We start from the raw sequence: 16,476 nt of genomic DNA, 5'->3' as shown, positions 1-16,476 counted from the left end.
TTATCAAACCTATGCGAAGGCATTAACATTATGATAGAACTACAGAATATTGATCAACAATATAGCGGTACTCAAATTCTTTGGGATGCGAACCTGAAAATAGAAAAGGGTTCTCGAACTGTAATTATGGGCCGAAATGGTGTTGGCAAAACTACGTTGCTAAACGTCATTATGGGGCTGTTGCCAATAAGCGGTGGCAAGCTCACGATTAACAATAAAGATATGTCTAAAGCCTCGGTAGAGTCGCGACCAGAGATAGGTGTAGGCTATGTACCCCAGGGGCGTCATATTTTTCCTCAGCTAACCGTTGAAGAAAATTTGAAGATAAGTTTAAACTGCAAAAGGCAAACTAGTAAGACCATACCTGAGCATATATTTGAACTCTTCCCTGTGTTAAAGGAAATGTTGCACAGACGAGGGGGGGACTTGTCGGGCGGACAACAACAACAGTTAGCGATAGCTCGAGCGTTGGTGTTAAACCCTGATATTTTGATATTGGATGAACCTAACGAAGGTATCCAACCAAATATTGTCCAGCTCATTAGGGATGTGTTGTTAAAGCTAAATAAAGAGCAAGGGCTAACCATTGTGTTAGTAGAGCAAAAGCTTCCCTTCGCAAGAGCGGTGGGTGAAACTTTTGCATTGATGGAAAAAGGTCAGGTAATTGCTACAGGTGATATGCCGGATTTAAACGACGAACTTGTTAGTAAGTATTTAGCCGTATAGCTTATGTATTGAAATGGATGATATGAAACAAGAGTTTGCGTATGAAAAATTATCGGGTGCATCAAGTTCTGTAAATAAGGCCAGTGCATTCAAAGGTCTCAAAAATAAGTGGTTGGCTAGCTTATTCTTAGAATTTGCCATAAAAAGCAATGTGTCTCAGCTAGTTAAAACTAGCCGTCGCGGGCCTTTAAATGTGCAAAAGGCATTTTATCCTGAAGGTAAAGATTGTGCGCATGTTTACTTGCTTCACCCTCCTGCAGGCATTGTTTCGGGTGATGAACTCAACATTGAAGTTTGTATTCAAGATTCAGCGCATGCGCTTATTACAACGCCAGGCGCCAATCGTTTTTACCGAGCAAGAACCAATTTAGCAATCGGCGACAGTAAGCAAACACAAATAAGCAACATTAAGGTGTTGGGCAAGGGTATTTGTGAAAACTTTCCACTCGAAACTATCGTTTATGAAGGCGCAGACGCAATTAACCAGTTGGACTTAAAGTTGAGTTCACAAGCACATTATATTGGCTGGGATATAAGTTGCTTAGGGTTACCCGCTGCTGGTCAGCCATTTAAGAAAGGCCGGTTTACTCAGCTAAATCGAGTGTTTATCGACGGTAAACTTAATTTTCATGACCGAATTAATCTGACACCAAATAACAATGTTTGTGCACACGTAGCGGGGCTCAATAACCACTCCGTTTTTGCCACTATGTTGGCCCATGCGCCGAAAGTACGCATAAATGTAAATGAGAAAAGTCAGTTGGTAGATCGCTTAAGAGAACAAATTGCACATACAGATGGCATCGACAAACCTAGCCAGAAAGTGAGCGTGACTTACATAAGAGACCTATTAGTAGTGCGATACCTAGGCGACCATGCTGAAGAGTGCAAAGCCATATTCACCAGTATTTGGAAAACAATCAGGCCAATTTACATCCAAAAAGAAGCTAATGTTCCTCGTATTTGGCTTACTTAAAAATAGAATGAAAAGGTAGCTTAGAATGGATTTATTACCCAGAGAGCGAGATAAGTTATTAATCTTTACTGCGGCTTTGTTAGCTGAAAGGCGACTAAAGCGGGGCGTTAAACTTAATTACCCTGAAGCAATGGCCTATATATCGATGGAAATAATTGAGGGCGCGCGAGACGGTAAAACCGTTGCAGAAATGATGGACTATGGCCGCACTCTACTCACCAAAGAGCAAGTAATGGAAGGAGTAAGTGAGCTTATTCCAGAAGTTCAGGTAGAGGCCACATTTCCAGATGGCACAAAGCTCGTCACTATTCACAACCCTATTATTTAAAAGTCTAAATATTTAACAGGAGCATAGGTAAATGATTCCCGGAGAAATAAAAACAGACTCAGGCGATCGCGAGCTGAATGTGGGTAGACCTCGTATTAAGATTAAAGTGGCTAACGCGGGCGATCGTCCAATACAAGTAGGTTCTCATTATCATTTTTATGAAGTGAACAATGCGCTTAAGTTCGATCGGGAAGCCACCAAAGGCTACCGTTTAGACATTACCTCAAGTACTGCTATCCGATTTGAGCCGGGGCAAGAGCGCGAGGTAACTTTGATCCCTTATCAAGGCAGCCGTACGGTCATTGGATTTCAAGGTAAAGTACAAGGGGTATTGAGCTAATGGCAACTATCGATAAACATTCATATGCACATATGTTTGGGCCCACAATTGGCGATCGCGTTCGCTTAGGGGATACGGACTTATGGCTTGAAGTGGAAAAAGACTTTACCGAGTATGGTGAAGAAGTGAAATTTGGTGGTGGAAAAGTAATTCGGGACGGTATGGGGCAAAGCCAAGCAAGCTGTTTTGATACGCCAGACCTTGTAATCACGAACGTAGTTATTCTGGACCATTGGGGAATTATTAAAGCTGATATTGGTATCAAAGATGGCCGTATTGCTATTATTGGTAAAGCTGGTAACCCAGATGTTCAAGACAATATTGATATTGAAATCGGACCCGGCACAGAAATAATTGCAGGTGAAGGTCAGATAGTTACGGCCGGTGGTATAGATGCGCACATTCATTTTATATGCCCACAACAAATAGACGAAGCGCTAATGTCGGGTGTGACTACGATGATTGGTGGTGGAACGGGGCCTGCTACAGGTAGTAACGCTACCACTTGTACCCCAGGACCTTGGAATACTCATAAAATGCTTCAAGCTACTAATGATTTTCCTATGAATTTTGGCTTCTTAGGAAAGGGGAATACGAGTTTACCTATTGCGTTAGAAGAGCAAATTGAAGCAGGCGTATGTGGCTTAAAACTGCATGAAGATTGGGGGACTACCCCAGCTTCTATCGATAATTGTTTATCAGTAGCGGAGCGGTATGACGTTCAAATAGCAATTCATACCGATACACTCAATGAGTCTGGTTTTGTTGAAGATACGTTAGGTGCGTTTAAAGGGCGCACCATACATACTTATCACACGGAGGGGGCAGGTGGCGGTCATTCTCCCGATATTATCCGCGCCTGTGGCGAGTCAAACGTATTACCTTCTTCCACTAATCCTACGCGCCCTTACACAATCAATACCATAGATGAACATCTTGATATGTTAATGGTTTGCCATCACTTAGACCCGGCTATACCAGAAGATATCGCGTTTGCAGACTCTCGTATCCGAAAAGAAAGCATTGCGGCTGAAGATATCATGCATGACTTGGGTGCTATCAGTATGATTGCCTCAGATTCCCAAGCGATGGGGCGTGTTGGTGAAATGATTACTCGTACTTGGCAAACTGCACATAAAATGAAGCAGCAACGTGGCCCCCTAGCGCCGGATACTGAACGAAATGATAACTTTCGTTTAAAGCGTTATGTTGCGAAATATACAATTAATCCGGCAATTAGCCACGGCATTAGCCATGAAGTTGGTTCTATCGAAATAGGGAAGCTCGCAGATTTAGTGCTTTGGAAACCTGCATTTTTCGGTATCAAGCCCGCGATGATAATTAAGTCAGGGTTTATTGCGGCAGCCCCCATGGGCGATGCGAATGCGTCAATACCCACGCCTCAACCCGTCTACTACAGACCTATGTTTGGTGCACATGGGCAGGCGCCTGCCAATACTTCAATGACATTTATGTCTCAAGCTTCTTTAGATGCTGGGGTACCAGATAAAATTGGTTTGACACGTATGGTAAGCGCTTGCAAAAATACACGTAACATAGGCAAAGACGACATGATCCATAATAGTTGGCAACCTACTATTGAAGTGGATGCTCAAACCTATGAGGTGCGTGCGAACGGGGAGTTACTCACATGTGAACCAGTAACGACACTGCCACTGGCACAGCTGTACTGTCTGTTTTAAAGGAATAAATAAATGTTACTAGCTTACACACGTCTATCGCATATTCATGGGAATATTGATGATTCTATTACCCTTGACCATGACACCCGAAAGAAAGCGCGGATTAAAAGTACCACAGACACGGGCATAGATATTGGCGTATTTTTAGAACGAGGACACCCACTTCTTGTTGGAGAAATACTGAAAACTGAATGCGGTAAATTTATTGTTGTAAAAGGCAAAGCCGAAGATGTGGCTACCGCCATTGCAGATGATTGGCTGAGCTTCTCGAAAATTTGTTATCACTTGGGCAATCGCCATACATCATTACAAATTGGTGAGCGGTGGGTACGCTTTAAGCCCGATCATGTTTTAGAAGAGCTTGCTGAAAACTACGGGTTAAGTATCAATAAAACACCTGCTGTGTTTGAGCCTGAGAGTGGAGCTTATGGAAAATCAGGCCACAATCATGGTCATAGCCACTCTCATGAGGATTAAATGAAGCTGGCTCCTCAAACTAGTCCATTACAACTTCAGCGACTATTACAGTTATGCAGCGCTAATCTACCGGTGGGCGGTTTTTCATTTTCACAAGGCTTAGAGTTCGCCACTGAAAATGGTTGGCTTACCGACAGCGCGAGTACTGAAAGCTGGATAGAAGTGAATTTGGCAGAGTCTATCGCTCAGACCGATCTTCCTATAATCAATCGTCTGTATCAGGCGCTTAACGCCGGTGATACGAAGGCATTTATCTATTGGAATGAGCATATTGTCGCGTGTAGAGAGAGTCATGAGTTATTGCTGTCTGATTTAGCTATGGGGAAGGCGTTAATACGCCTAATGAATCAACTAGATGATTTCAATATCACTCCCTATTCTGACCTTCTTGACGGATTAGATTGTAGTTTCGTAAGCGCATATTCGTTGTGCGCTTTCACTTTCAATTTAGACCTTTTATCTGCCCAAAGTGGCTACTGCTGGACTTATATAGATAACCAAGTCGCCGCTGCGACTAAGCTAGTGCCGCTGGGGCAGACTCAAGCGCAGAACCTTTTGTTTAGGTTAAGCAATAATTGCGAAGCGCTAATTACTCGAGCAAATCATGTGAGTGACAACGATATAGGTAATAGCCTACCCCACTTAGCGATGGCAAGCGCGTGGCATGAAAGTCAATATTCACGGTTGTTCAGGTCGTAAGCCCGAAACGAAATTAAATTAAAAAGATAAACCAGAAGAGATACACAAATTATGAAAAAACAAGTTTTGCGTATAGGTGTGGGAGGACCAGTTGGTTCAGGTAAAACAGCCCTTCTTCGTCAGCTTTGTCTTTCGTTACGAGACAAGTACAACATGGCGGTTGTTACGAATGATATTTACACCAGAGAAGATGCCGAATTTTTAACGAAAAATGACGCATTGGCCGCGGATCGAATAATAGGGGTTGAGACGGGTGGCTGTCCACACACGGCTATTCGCGAAGATGCCTCAATGAATCTAGCGGCTATAGATGAGTTACAGGCACGTCATAATGATCTCGATTTTGTATTAGTAGAAAGCGGTGGAGATAACCTTAGTGCTACTTTCAGCCCTGAACTTTCTGACCTAACCATTTATGTTATTGATGTTTCTGCAGGCGATAAAATTCCACGAAAAGGTGGGCCGGGTATTACAAAATCGGATTTATTAATCATTAATAAGATAGACGTAGCCAACCTAGTCGGTGCATCGCTAGAGGTAATGGATGCAGACACCAAAAAAATGCGTGGAGACAAACCGTTTATATTTAGCAACATGAAAACTCAGCAGGGCCTTGCAGACATAATTTCGTTTATCGAAAAGGAAGGCATGCTGAGCTTGTAAGACTTAACATTAATATTGAGGAATTAAATCATGAGATTACATTGCATATTACTTAGCGCTTTTTTCTTTTTTGCGAATACTGCGAATGCGCATACTGATACGTTTTTAGGGGAAGGCGCCCATCATAATTTTTACCACATACTATTTTGGGCGTTATGCGCAGCTGTAGCGTTTACAATTTTTCGATGGGTAAGAGCAAAGCGAATGAATAAGTAGGTAAAGCTTGAATTTTAGAGAGTTAACAACCTACGAATAATATTGAAATAGTCGTAGGTTGTTTGAATAATCATAATGATAACTTACTCGTTCTGACACAAACCTGCATGCCAACTATTGCTCGTGATACTGAACAGTTAACAATCCTTATTTATAGGTTTTAGTGTCTCATCATTTATAATTTTTTAATGAATTGTTATTTTAAGGCTTTAGCGCTTATTCTAATGCCATCGAATTCGATGATATTAGAGTGAGAAGCGGGTTAAATAGTTTTACACTTACGGTCGAGTTTAAACTCTACTTCATTGAAAGGGCTTGACTATTAAATGAAGGGTTTCAAAAATTGATCGGGAATATTCGCCGCATTCCGACCAAGTAGAATTACTCTATTTATACCAGTGCGGTAAAAAACTCACATTCTGAGAACACTTAGCTTTACCGCTTACTAGTCCCTAACACCCCGAATATTCCCATCCATCACAAGTGCCTCAACCAGCCCGTTCTTTTCATCCATCTCAAACCGAACACTACTGCCATTCTTGGCAAAAAATAGCCCTTCACCTTCATGAAAATACTCTTCATTTTCAACATAAGGTAAGGCATTAAGCACAAATCCATTGGCTGTTTTTTCTAGCACCACATCAACACTCACAGGGTTAGTTACCACGTAGGTTCCAATGTATTTACTCAGTTCCTTTGGGCTTATGGGTACTAACTTCCTAACCTCAGCTTCCGAGTAACCTACGCTTAGCGCTTCTTTTAGGCGTATTTCTAGCTCGCTTATCAACTGCCTGCCGTTATTGCCGTTCGTCATAATGGCGTAGCCGTTGCCGGTATCTAGTTCAAGGTATAGCTGCGACATAAACCCAGCATCTGCGCCACCGTGACCAAAGCCTAGAATTTCACCGTTGTCACTCATGTTGATAAAAAAGCCGATACCAACATTAGGCGGCTCAATGCTTGGCGTATTGTTGGTTAACATCTCCTGCGCGCTGGCTTGCGAAATCCAGTCGGTTTTCTGCCCTAAATACGCGCTACGAACGCCGCTTGCCATTTTCAGCATGTCTGAAGGGGTACTCCACATGCCAGCAGCTGCAAGCGTAGCGTAAGTATGCGCACCACCTTTAATTGGCGCACCGTCACCGTCGTACGGGGTAGCCATATTGTTAGATAGTTTTTTCGATATGGGCTGGTCGAAGCCAGAACGCGTCATGCCTAATGGTTTAAACAAAAGCCGTTGCGACATAGTCGGCAGGGGCTCGTTAGCTTCGTCTTGCAAGGTAAGTTGAGCAAGCGTTGTGCCGCCACCTGAATAACGCATTTGCGTACCTGGTTGAATATCAACAACAACGGCATCGGTGTTGGCGGGAAATGCACCTTCTAGCACCTGCTGCAAAGTAGGCACGGGTTCGCCCGCCGCGTAACCAGGAAAGCCATGTACTGTGGTACCCGCCGTGTGGCTTAATAATCTGCGCAATGAAACAACATCTTGCCCAGTCCATTCATGTTCAGGCAACTGCCAGCTGGTGAGTAAGGTATTAACATCTGCGTCTAAATCTAGCGAGTTATCTTGGCGATATTTCATCAATACTGCGGCAAATGCGGGTTTAGAAATACTGCCTGCTTGGAACACCGTGTTTTCATCAACAGCCAATTCAGTGGTCAAATCTTTAACGCCGCTTTGCATGGTCCAAGCTAGTTGCCCATTTCTCATAAACGCGACAGACACACCAGGTACGTCATAATGCGCTTGTCTTTGCTCTAAAGATTGGTAATCAACCTCTTGCCCTTCAATTCGAATGCGTTCAGTTAGTCCAGTTTTTAAAAGGTTAGCTTCTTTTGATTCTTCACCTTCCGCAATCTTCTTTCGCAAGTTAGCCAACCGCGTTTTAAAAGCACCATTTTCAACATTTTCTTTATAGCTCATTGCTAGCGCTTTTTCTCTCATTTCAAGCGCCATGCCTAATTCGCCGTTAGCTTCATAGCCGTCTGCTAGGCTGTCGTAGGCATCAGATTTGTTAGGGAAGCGAGCTATATTTTTCTTAAAAATCGCAATGGCAGAGTCAAAGTCTTGTTTGTTTATCCTACGCTGTCATAGTCGCTCTTGCCTGTCAAAAAATAGCCAGATAAATGGCCAGTTAAAAAGAAAAAAGCCGCATTCAGCAACGTGATGCGGCTTTCCGAGCCGGGCTGAATCAAACAGCCTTCTAGAGCAATTACGTAAAAGGGGTTAGCTAGAACGACCCTCACTCATAGCTGCCTGTTCAAATACCTTAACTCTAGACATATGATCACCTCCTTATCTTCGTTGCTAAAACTAATTCGAATATAACATAGGCGGGGCTTAAGTAAAGTATGACGTCATTAAAGAAAGTTTAGGGAAGTACACACTATTCAAAAAAAGGAATAGCAAAACCAAGGCGCCAATATAAACCTTACTTATTAAATCTACGTAACCAATGCTAACTGAAACCCTTTGCGCCGCCCGTTGACGTGACATTAAAGCCTCAACGTGTAACCAGTAGTACGCAAATTCTCTAAAAGGTTAGAACGTAGATGCAAACATTAAATACGCACAAAACCAGCATGAGCCGAAAAGCCGCATTATTGGTTACGCTTTTTGCTACCTCATTTTTCACCTTTGCCCAGTCAAACTCAACTGAACAAATTAAAATGACAGGCAGTAATGGTTCGTCTGTGATGGGGAGTGTGCAGTCGACCTTCGACAATCCGTGGGCGATGGCTTTTTTGCCTGATGGGCACAGTTTGGTAACGGAAAAAGCCGGTACACTTTGGTTGCTTGATAAAAATCAGCAAAAGCGTTTTGCTGTAAGCAATGTGCCAAGTGTTACTGCACGCGGGCAGGGCGGTTTAGGTGACGTTATTATTCACCCAGACTTTGCGTCGAACAACACCATTTATATTTCGTACATTGAACGGGATGAGAAAGACGATGCATTTAGCGGTGCAGCCATAGAGCGCGCTACGCTTAGTGTTACCGATAGTGGCGCGACATTATCTGATAGAACGCTTATATGGCGCCAGTCGCCAAAGGTGACCGGGAACGGTCACTATTCACACCGCATGGCGTTTTCGCCTGACGGCTATTTGTTTATTACCTCTGGCGAACGCCAGAAATTTACGCCAGCCCAAAACATGGCAATGAATTTGGGTAAAGTTGTGCGCTTGAACGAAGATGGAAGTGTGCCAGAAGATAATCCGTTTTATGGTCAAGGCAGCGTAACCGAACAAATTTGGACATTAGGTCACCGCAACCCTTTAGGCATCGACTTTGATGAGCAAGGTAATTTATGGGTTCACGAAATGGGGCCGCGCCATGGCGACGAACTTAACCTTATCGAAAAAGGTCGCAACTACGGTTATCCCTCCGTGTCGCAGGGAGACCATTATTCAGGCGTAAAAATCCCAAATCACGAAGATATCCCTATTTTTAAATCACCTGAATTAGCGTGGGTACCTGCTATTAGCCCTGCCGGTTTTATCATCTATAAAGGCGATAAGTTTAACAGCTGGAAAGGTAACGGCTTTATCGGTGGTTTGTCTTCAAAAGCGCTGATTCGTGTTGCCTTCAATAAAGATGATGAAGGTAATTGGAAGGTTGAAGAAGCTGAGCGTTATGAGTGGGGCAAGCGAGTGCGTGAAGTCGAGCAAGATAGCATGGGCAATATCTATGTGCTTGAAGATAAGGAAGGCGGGCGTTTAATTAAATTAAGCCAGTAAAACGTAAGCGCATTATTATTTGGCATATTGATGTGATAGTTTTCGATTCATGCGCGCGTATAACGGACGGATACAAACTTTAGGAACTCTATGAATCAATCTCCTCAAAACTTTAACTTTGAACGTTGTGAAGACGAGCCGATACACATTCCCGAAAGTGTACAAAGTTACGGTTTTCTAATTGCGTTTAGCTACGACGACCTGAATATCTCAATTGTCAGTGAAAACTGCGAAACGATATTTGCAGAGGGGATCGTTGGAAAAAACTTCTTGGATATTCTTTCCTCTGATACTAACGAGCGCGCTTTTCTTGAAGAAACCTTCGATAGAGTATCAAAAAGCAAAATACGCCTACCTATTAAGTTGATTCTAAATAAAGCACTTTTAAAGGAAGGCGAAGCCAAAGATTATTTAGCGGTTGTTTACGATTCAGGTCATCATTATGTGGTCGAGCTTGAGCCTGCTACAGAATTTAGAGATGCCTACAGCGCAGAGCAATTCATTAAGCTTTATTCAATGTCTATTGCGCCACGCTTCAAAGAAATGACATCTCTCGGTGAGATGGCGCAAGAGATGGTGTCAACCATTAGGTATCTCACCAATATGGATAGAGTCGTACTTTATAAATTTAATGAAGACTACTCGGGGAAGGTTATAGCAGAAGCCAAAGCTGAAGATATGGAGTCTTACAAAGATTTGTATTTCCCCGCCTCAGATATACCAAAGCAGGCCAGGGAGTTGTACAAAACAAACTGGGTAAGGCTAACTCCTGATACTGAGTTGCCCCCAGCTAGGTTAGTGCCTTCTGTGGAGGAGTCGGGACGAAAGCGGTTAGATTTGACTCGTTCGCTTCTGCGCACGTTCTCGCCTATTCACCTGCAATATATTAGAAACCAAGGTTTGCGGGCTTCATTTTCCATTTCGTTAGTCACCGATGGTAAGTTATACGGGCTCATTTCCTGTCATCATCGTGAGGCCTGCTATATTCCTCAAGATGTAAGGCTACAGTGCGAGAATTTAAGCCAATTGTTTAGCTGGCATTTGTTGGCTAAAGAAGAAGAAATTGCGAAACAGAAGAAGTTTGTCACCGATGAAGCTGTTGATGCCATGCTAGACAAAATTGGCCCAGCTAACCCTATTAGTCGCGTGGTTAAAAGCGGCGAACGGGCTTTTTTAGATGCGCTCAATAGTTCAGGGTTTGTTTACTATTCACAGTACGAAACCATTACGCTTGGCTCTACCTTACCGATAGACCTTATTAAAGACATCTTTTCTAAGGCCAGTAGTGAAGGCGGTTTTCCTTACACAAACGATTCACTTTATGATGATTACCCGGAAGCACGAGAGCATGGTATTGCGGGTATTATGATCATTCCACTGTTTGAAAAAAAGCAGTACTTTACCGCTTGGTTTAGAAAAGAAACCCATCGCATTCAAAAGTGGATTGGCGCTGAAGATGAAAAGTCAGAAGAAGCACCAAAATCTGAGCGCCTTAAACCTCGTTCGTCTTTTACTATCCATACTCGAAAAATTGAGGGGCGTTCAACACCTTTTGATAAAGCAGATGTTGATACCGCCAATCGGCTAAATAGAATGTTTTTGGTATATGCTCTTGATGTGCAAGAGCGTATGCATATAAGCATCCAAGAACTCGAAAAACAAGATAATTACAGAAATGAATTCCTTGCTACCTTGGCTCATGAATTACGAAACCCATTGGGCCCAATCATGTCGGGGGCAAGCATTTTAGAAACGGTCGATGATGATAAAACGCGTAAAAGAGTAACGGCAATTATTAATCGACAAGCGGAATACATGTCTAAACTCATCAACGACTTAATGGATGTATCTCGTATTACCCGCGGCAAGGTTAAGCTTGAATTTGAAAGATTGAGCATTCAAGACGTCCTTTCTGACTCGCTTGAAATTGTTGAGCAGCAAGTGAAAGCCAAGAAGCACGATATAACCGTAAATTGTCTTGATGAAGATGTGACCGTTTACGGAGATAAAGCGCGCTTAAGCCAGATTTTCTCTAACATTATTCATAACGCGACTAAGTATACAAAAGAGTCGGGGAAGATTGTTGTAGATATCAGAAAAGACGGAGTAATGATTGTTGTTTCTGTTAAAGATAACGGCATGGGCATCCCTGAAGATAGGCTAAAAGATGTGTTCAACATGTTCACCCAAATTGAAGCGCATTCTACACATACCAAAGGCGGGCTTGGTATTGGGCTAACATTGGTGAGTAAGCTGGTGGCATTACATCATGGCGAAGTATCTGTAATGAGCGAGGGCGTCGGTCAAGGAAGTACTTTTGAAGTTAGGCTACCTATCTCCAAAACAGCTTTTGAGCAGTCTGACAACAAAGAAATGGAATCTGTTGTACCAAATAAAAGTAAAGTGATGTTTGTGGATGACAACGCCGATCTTATCGATGCTTATTGCTTGTTAGCTGAGTCGATGGGGGTTACTGCTTTGGGAATTACCTCTCCGACAGAAGCGGTAGAGAAATTTAAAGCCTTTAAGCCAAACTGTGTATTCCTTGATATCGGCATGCCAGATATTGATGGTTATGAGCTAGTTAAAATGCTTAAAGCCCTACCAGAAGCAGACAGCGTTAAGTTTTACTCTCAAAGCGGGTGGGGGTCAGGCAAATATATCGAGGATTCTAAATCTGCTGGGTTCGACAAACACTTTGTAAAGCCGCTGTCTAAAGAAACTATCAGGTCAGTGCTAAGTTAGTCTTGCAGGGCCCGCTGGTGCGGTAACGCATGATGGATGGTAAGTAAAGAAAAGCGCTCGCAAGTGAATAACAGTCGCGAAACGGGTTATAATAGCAGGCAAACGTAATTAGGAATAAATATGAAAGTCTGTGGTATAGATTTAAAAGGTAACGAAGCAATTATTAGTTTGGTGTCGCTAGCTGACGGTTTGTTTCATTTGCCCGACTGCCGTACGCGCCGATTAACACTGGCCGATACCAGTGCCAAGGGGCTAAAAAGCTTTCAAAGCACCTTCGCTAAGCTTGTCGAAGATTATAAAATTGATGCTGTGATCATTCGTCAGCGTCAAAGCAAAGGTAAATTTGCAGGAAGTGCAATCGGCTTCAAACTAGAAGCAGCTATCGAATTGATTGATGGGTTAGAGGTTATTGTATTTAGCCCTACAGACATCAAAGAATCGCTACGCAGAAACCCATTAGCTGTGCCGTTCTCTGAAACTGGGTTAAAGCAGTTCCAAGAAACAGCCTTTACCACGGCTTACGCATGGCTTATGAAAAATGAGTATGCGTCGCAAGAGGCTAGTGAAGGGTAACAGGTAGCCGTTTGACACATTCGTGAACAGTGAAGCTTATACCAACCTGTAGGCTTCGCTGCTTAACCCTTCACTCCCTCAACCTTTGCACTCAAATCAACCAAGGCGTTGTGTAGCATTTCCAACTTGTCATTGAATTCTTCGTCTGCTTCGTGCTCGTTGCGCTTTATGGTTATCTCTATCGTGCTTGCTAATTCTGCAAGCGGAAATGCGCCGATATATCGAAGCGCCGTTGTGAATATATGCGCTATCTTTGCGATGGAAGGGTAGCCATGGCTATCAATAGCTTGTTTGAGCGCACTAAGCTCACCTTCTAAAGCCACAAAATCGTTAAGCAAGTCGTTATAAAGCGTTTCATCACCAAGTAAGGTTTCTAGGGCTTTTGATTTGTCTATTAACGTAAGTGAACCAGTCGCTATAAGCTTGTCGTTAGTTACTTCTGAGGTAGCCGAAGACTGCCTTTTATCCAATACCTCAACAAGTACATCAAAAAAGCGATTAGGGTCGACAGGTTTGTTAATATGACCATCCATGCCAGCCGCTAGGCTTTTATCAATGTCTTGTTGCATGGCATGCGCGGTTGTGGCGATGATAGGTAAAGTTAACTTCAGCTCTTCTCTGATGTGTTTGGCTGCAGTTAACCCATCCATTACCGGCATTTGAATGTCCATCAACACCACGTCGAATGCGCTGTCTTTACGCAGTATGCTTATTGCTTCCAAACCATTATTGGCCACTTCAATAGTGGCATGGGTGTCGCTTAACAGTCCAAGGGTTACTTTTTGGTTAAGTGCATTGTCTTCTGCAAAAAGAATGCGAGTGCCTTTTAAGTTAGGCACTGTTGGTTTGTCTTTAGGCAAGGCTTTAGTTTTTACGTTAAGACATAGCTCTTGCAGTTTATCTACTAACTCACTGGTGCTAAATGGTTTCTTAATAAAGTTGCGAATGCCTAGTTGGTTAGCTTGCTCTCGCATGCGTGGCGATTCAAACGCATAAAGCATAATTACTTTTGGCTGCTTAATTGAAAACTCTTGATTCATAATGGCCGTTACTTCAAGACCATCAATATCAGGCATACTCCAATCTAAAATAAGCACGTCATAGGGCGTAGATGTCGCTAATGCTGAGCGCATTTTAACAACCGCGTCTTTGCCTCCAGTGGCAATGTCAGCTTGAATGTTAGCCATAGAAAGGGCTTCTGAAATAGCATCTCGCGATGCTTCAATATCGTCAGCTATAAGTACCTTCAGCGCAGAAAGCTGTGTAGAAGGGGATATAATCTGCTGAGATGCGTCCTGCTGTACTTTCACCGTAAAGTGGAAAATAGACCCTTTTCCTAACTGGCTCTCTACCCAAATCTCACCGCCCATTAACGCCGTTAACTGTTTGCAAATTGCTAAACCTAAACCTGTACCACCGTAACGCCTAGAAATTGTTTCATCGCCTTGATTAAATGGTTGGAACAGTAACGCTTGATGCGCGCTACTTAGTCCAACGCCCGAATCCTTCACTTCAAACTCAAGCTGAATGTCTTCTGAGACTTGCTCGCATCGCACGCTCACTGAGATAAGCCCATCTTCGGTGAATTTAAGGGCATTGCTTAATAGGTTGTTAAGCACCTGCTGAATGCGCAGTGGGTCGCCGATTAAGTTAAGCGGCACATCTCGTGAAATATGTTGTATAAGCTCAATATGTTTTTCTTGTGCACGGGCAAGATGCAGCCTAATGGTTTGGTTTACCAGCGCGTCTAAATTGAACTGCGTCGATTCGATATCCAGTTTTCCCGCTTCAATCTTCGAGAAGTCGAGAATGTCGTTAATTATACTTAGCAGTGTCTGCGACGCGCCCTCAATTTGTATCAAATTAGTTTGTTGTTCTTTGTCTTCAGCGGCGCGCTGGGATAGCTTAGTAAGACCAATAATTGCGTTTAACGGCGTGCGAATTTCATGGCTCATACGGGCCAAGAAATCAGACTTTGCTTTGGTTGCTTTGCGCAAATCTTGAGTGAGGGTGTCGAGAGTTTTTCGTTGCTGCCGAGCACTAACTAATAGACCAACTACCAGCCCTAATGAAAGGATCACAAAGCCAATAAAATAGAGTTGCTGAGTATTCTTTTTTTGTTGAATAAGATTGCGCTCTTCTTTTAGTTGGTTGTCTTTCTCTAAAAGCTTGATGGTTTCTTCTTTTTCAGAAATGGCTAAACGCACGCGGTGCAGCGCCATCAGTCTTGACTGCTGCTCGTTAAAGCTTTGCTTAAATACTTGTTGATACTGTTTCGAGTATTCTAGAGCGGCCGCTATATCGCCTTTTTCCTCGTAAAGCGGAATAAGTTTGTTTAAAACATCGATAACCAAAGCTTTATCATTTTTAATAATGTCTTTTTTAAGCCCGGCTTCAAGTTCGGTAATAGCAAGTTCTACTTCGCCTTGTTGCTGGTAAATGTCTACCAAGTGAAGAAGGTGCGACCCTTCGTTGTACCGGAATCCTACCTGGCGGTCAGCTTCTGCTGCTTGATTGAGTTTTTTAAGGGCTTCACTCAAATTACCTTGCGCGATGTGAAGCTCGGCCATGGCGCTATGTACAATGCCAATAAAAGGATAATCAGCTTCGCGAAGCAGGCTTTCCGCTAATAGCAGGCTAACTTTAGCATCTTGGTATTTACCGAGTGCCCGCTGCGCGTACCCTTGGAAAAAGTATGCGGTTCCTTCACCTTCTTTGCTATTAAAACGCTGGGCTGCAGACAAATACTGATGCCCGAACGTAAGCATAAGTTCATAGTCTTTAAGCGACATGTAGACGTTACCCATGGCGCTATAAACCAATAAAACGCGGTCACTTCCGGCTTCGTTGTAGATATCTAAAGCCCGATGCATTGCTTCTAATGCACTGGCATGCTCGCCAGACAAATCTAGGATCAACCCTTCTAGGCGATACGACTCTGCAATGTCTAGCAAGTTTTTTCCTGACGTCGCGTATTTACGCGCTTCAAGTAATGCTTCGTAGGCCGAAACATAGTCTTGCTTTAGAATATGAAAGTAGGACTTGATGTTTAAAAAGCGTGCATGCCCATCATCATTAGGGTGAGCTGCAAAAAATGCATTTAATTCTGCGAACGTAGTTTGAACGTTTGGGTCGTTTTCCTGAATGCGTGCTTTAAGTCCGTCAAGTTGAAGTGTGGGAGGTGAAACCTTGTCTTGCGGCTCTTCGAAAGCGCGAGCAGGTAGTGTCATTGATAAGGTAATGACACTAACAATACACAAGGCAATACGTTTCATTTTTCTGTTGCTAT

The 16,476-nt window shown here is 43.1% G+C and carries 13 protein-coding genes; 11 read left to right on the top strand and 2 right to left on the bottom strand.

The window, feature by feature from the left end:
* Positions 1-30 precede the first annotated feature (30 nt).
* Genes urtE through ureG form a run of 8 tightly spaced genes read left to right on the top strand, consistent with a single transcriptional unit; the run spans position 31 to position 5,912 of the window.
* Positions 31-726, top strand: coding sequence for an urea ABC transporter ATP-binding subunit UrtE (gene urtE, locus MADE_RS14155; protein WP_012519286.1), 696 nt, complete (start codon positions 31-33; stop codon positions 724-726).
* A 22-nt stretch (positions 727-748) separates the two neighbouring features.
* Entirely contained in the window at positions 749-1,702 is a 954-nt protein-coding gene (locus MADE_RS14150; RefSeq protein ID WP_012519285.1) for an urease accessory protein UreD, read from the top strand.
* A gap of 25 nt (positions 1,703-1,727) precedes the next feature.
* A complete protein-coding gene (locus MADE_RS14145; RefSeq protein ID WP_012519284.1) occupies positions 1,728-2,030 on the top strand; it encodes an urease subunit gamma in 303 nt (100 codons plus the stop codon).
* 31 nt (positions 2,031-2,061) lie between these two features.
* Complete coding sequence (locus MADE_RS14140) at positions 2,062-2,370, top strand: urease subunit beta (protein WP_012519283.1); 309 nt, start codon at positions 2,062-2,064, stop codon at positions 2,368-2,370.
* A complete protein-coding gene (gene ureC / locus MADE_RS14135) occupies positions 2,370-4,073 on the top strand; it encodes an urease subunit alpha (RefSeq protein WP_012519282.1) in 1,704 nt (567 codons plus the stop codon). Before MADE_RS14140 ends, ureC begins: the two co-directional genes overlap by 1 nt.
* Before the next feature lie 12 nt (positions 4,074-4,085).
* Positions 4,086-4,550, top strand: a complete 465-nt coding sequence (ureE, locus tag MADE_RS14130) for an urease accessory protein UreE (protein ID WP_012519281.1) — start codon at positions 4,086-4,088, stop codon at positions 4,548-4,550.
* Positions 4,551-5,249 (top strand): urease accessory protein UreF, encoded by a 699-nt coding sequence (locus MADE_RS14125; protein WP_020744077.1) that lies wholly within the window; start codon positions 4,551-4,553, stop codon positions 5,247-5,249.
* Between the two features lie 51 nt (positions 5,250-5,300).
* Positions 5,301-5,912, top strand: a complete 612-nt coding sequence (gene ureG / locus MADE_RS14120; RefSeq protein ID WP_012519279.1) for an urease accessory protein UreG — start codon at positions 5,301-5,303, stop codon at positions 5,910-5,912.
* Between the two features lie 661 nt (positions 5,913-6,573).
* Here ureG and MADE_RS14115 read toward each other — a convergent pair.
* Positions 6,574-8,088, bottom strand: coding sequence for a serine hydrolase (locus MADE_RS14115; protein ID WP_012519277.1), 1,515 nt, complete (start codon positions 8,086-8,088; stop codon positions 6,574-6,576).
* Positions 8,089-8,684: 596 nt separating this feature from the next.
* Here MADE_RS14115 and MADE_RS14110 point away from each other — a divergent pair.
* From MADE_RS14110 to MADE_RS14100, 3 genes are all read left to right on the top strand, one after another.
* Positions 8,685-9,869, top strand: a complete 1,185-nt coding sequence (locus tag MADE_RS14110) for a PQQ-dependent sugar dehydrogenase (RefSeq protein ID WP_012519276.1) — start codon at positions 8,685-8,687, stop codon at positions 9,867-9,869.
* Between the two features lie 90 nt (positions 9,870-9,959).
* Positions 9,960-12,614, top strand: a complete 2,655-nt coding sequence (locus MADE_RS14105; protein WP_012519275.1) for an ATP-binding protein — start codon at positions 9,960-9,962, stop codon at positions 12,612-12,614.
* A 120-nt stretch (positions 12,615-12,734) separates the two neighbouring features.
* Positions 12,735-13,187: a DUF3010 family protein gene (locus tag MADE_RS14100; RefSeq protein WP_012519274.1), complete on the top strand. Its 453-nt coding sequence runs from the start codon at positions 12,735-12,737 to the stop codon at positions 13,185-13,187.
* Positions 13,188-13,249: 62 nt separating this feature from the next.
* Here MADE_RS14100 and MADE_RS14095 read toward each other — a convergent pair whose 3' ends face one another.
* Positions 13,250-16,462: a tetratricopeptide repeat-containing hybrid sensor histidine kinase/response regulator gene (locus tag MADE_RS14095; protein ID WP_012519273.1), complete on the bottom strand. Its 3,213-nt coding sequence runs from the start codon at positions 16,460-16,462 to the stop codon at positions 13,250-13,252.
* Positions 16,463-16,476 lie beyond the last annotated feature (14 nt).

Origin of the sequence: Alteromonas mediterranea DE, assembly GCF_000020585.3 — a bacterium.
Lineage (GTDB): Bacteria > Pseudomonadota > Gammaproteobacteria > Enterobacterales > Alteromonadaceae > Alteromonas > Alteromonas mediterranea.
The sequence above is the reverse complement of the archived record's forward strand: the minus strand, read 5'-3'. Positions and strand labels throughout refer to the sequence as shown.

What these genes read in the sequence shown, in the direction of transcription:
- MADE_RS14150 (WP_012519285.1), top strand. Translation starts at nt 749, where the DNA reads ATGAAACAAGAGTTTGCGTATGAAAAATTATCGGGTGCATCAAGTTCT.
- MADE_RS14110 (WP_012519276.1), top strand. Translation starts at nt 8,685, where the DNA reads ATGCAAACATTAAATACGCACAAAACCAGCATGAGCCGAAAAGCCGCA.
- MADE_RS14145 (WP_012519284.1), top strand. Translation starts at nt 1,728, where the DNA reads ATGGATTTATTACCCAGAGAGCGAGATAAGTTATTAATCTTTACTGCG.
- MADE_RS14105 (WP_012519275.1), top strand. Translation starts at nt 9,960, where the DNA reads ATGAATCAATCTCCTCAAAACTTTAACTTTGAACGTTGTGAAGACGAG.
- MADE_RS14100 (WP_012519274.1), top strand. Translation starts at nt 12,735, where the DNA reads ATGAAAGTCTGTGGTATAGATTTAAAAGGTAACGAAGCAATTATTAGT.
- urtE (WP_012519286.1), top strand. Translation starts at nt 31, where the DNA reads ATGATAGAACTACAGAATATTGATCAACAATATAGCGGTACTCAAATT.
- MADE_RS14140 (WP_012519283.1), top strand. Translation starts at nt 2,062, where the DNA reads ATGATTCCCGGAGAAATAAAAACAGACTCAGGCGATCGCGAGCTGAAT.
- ureC (WP_012519282.1), top strand. Translation starts at nt 2,370, where the DNA reads ATGGCAACTATCGATAAACATTCATATGCACATATGTTTGGGCCCACA.
- ureG (WP_012519279.1), top strand. Translation starts at nt 5,301, where the DNA reads ATGAAAAAACAAGTTTTGCGTATAGGTGTGGGAGGACCAGTTGGTTCA.
- ureE (WP_012519281.1), top strand. Translation starts at nt 4,086, where the DNA reads ATGTTACTAGCTTACACACGTCTATCGCATATTCATGGGAATATTGAT.
- MADE_RS14115 (WP_012519277.1), bottom strand. Translation starts at nt 8,088, where the DNA reads ATGGCGCTTGAAATGAGAGAAAAAGCGCTAGCAATGAGCTATAAAGAA.
- MADE_RS14125 (WP_020744077.1), top strand. Translation starts at nt 4,551, where the DNA reads ATGAAGCTGGCTCCTCAAACTAGTCCATTACAACTTCAGCGACTATTA.
- MADE_RS14095 (WP_012519273.1), bottom strand. Translation starts at nt 16,462, where the DNA reads ATGAAACGTATTGCCTTGTGTATTGTTAGTGTCATTACCTTATCAATG.